This window comes from Massilia sp. CT11-108, assembly GCF_047302915.1.
In the GTDB taxonomy this organism is placed as follows: domain Bacteria; phylum Pseudomonadota; class Gammaproteobacteria; order Burkholderiales; family Burkholderiaceae_D; genus Telluria; species Telluria orientalis.
Genome location: NZ_JBKYMO010000904.1, coordinates 1 through 1,346, shown reverse-complemented (window position 1 = coordinate 1,346; position 1,346 = coordinate 1). Strand labels below are relative to the sequence as shown.

Sequence of the window (1,346 nt, the reverse complement as noted above, 5' to 3'; positions counted from 1 at the left end):
TTCTTGCCCACGCTCGCGGCCGCGCGCGCGGGCAAGAAGGTCCTGCTGGCGAACAAGGAAGCGCTCGTGATGTCCGGCCAGCTGTTCATGGACGCCGTCAAGGAACACAAGGCGACCCTGCTGCCCATCGACTCCGAGCACAACGCCATCTTCCAGTCGCTGCCGGGGACGTATGCACGTTCACCGGACGTGGCCGGTGTCGCCAGGATCCTGCTGACGGCGTCCGGCGGCCCGTTCCTGCAGCGTGCCGTCGAGACGCTGGAACATGTCACGCCAGAAGAAGCCTGCAAGCATCCGAACTGGTCGATGGGCCGCAAGATCTCCGTCGATTCCGCCACGATGATGAACAAGGGCCTCGAAGTGATCGAGGCCCACTGGCTGTTCGGCGCGCCGGCCGACAGGATCGAAGTCGTGATCCACCCGCAAAGCGTGATCCACTCGATGGTGTCGTACGTGGACGGCTCCGTGCTGGCCCAGCTCGGCAACCCGGACATGCGCACGCCGATCGCGCACGCGCTCGCGTACCCGGAACGCATCGCGTCGGGCGTCGACCAGCTCGACCTGACGACGTTCGCCGCGCTGCAATTCCACAAGCCGGACTTCGACCGCTTCCCGTGCCTCGCGCTCGCCTTCGACGCCTTGCGCGCGGGCGGTACCGCGCCCGCCTTGCTGAACGCGGCGAACGAAATCGCGGTCCAAGCCTTCCTGGAGCGCCGCATCGGCTTCCGCGACATCGACCGCGTCGTCCGCCGCGTGATGGACGAGAACCCGCATGGCGCGGCGACCAGCATCGAGGCCGTGATGGCCCAGGACGCGCGTGCCCGCGACGCGGCCGGATGCATCGTGCATGCGCTGCGCACTTGAACAACGCGGGCCCTGACGGGAGAGTGTCATGAACCTGATCCACACCGTGCTGGCATTCCTGCTGGCCCTTGGGCCGCTGATCGTCTTTCACGAACTGGGCCACTACGTCGTCGCGCGCCTGTGCGGCGTGAAGGTGCTGCGCTTCTCGATCGGCATGGGGCGCATCGTCTGGTCGCGCCGCTTCGGTCCGGACCAGACGGAATGGGCGATCTCGGCGCTGCCCATCGGCGGCTACGTGAAGATGCTCGACGCGCGCGATCCCTCGACCGCGCCGACCAATGACGCGGACCTGCCGCGCGAATTCACGCGCCAGAACGTGTGGAAGCGCATCGCCATCGTGGCGGCGGGCCCCATCGCCAACTTCATCCTCGCCATCGTCGTGATGGGCGCGCTGTTCATGCACGGGAAAGAGGAGCCGGGCACGCGCCTGCGCGCGATGCCGGAGGCGTCGGCCGTGTACAAGGCGGGCGTGCGCGGCGGCG

General features: G+C 67.8%; 2 protein-coding genes. Both read left to right on the top strand.

From position 1 onward, the window contains the following. Positions 1-864 (top strand): 1-deoxy-D-xylulose-5-phosphate reductoisomerase (gene dxr / locus ACEN88_RS31860; protein WP_413346183.1); only part of this gene is annotated, 864 nt, incomplete at its 5' end. 28 nt (positions 865-892) lie between these two features. Then, a partial coding sequence (locus ACEN88_RS31855; RefSeq protein WP_413346182.1) for a site-2 protease family protein occupies positions 893-1,346 on the top strand: 454 nt, incomplete at its 3' end.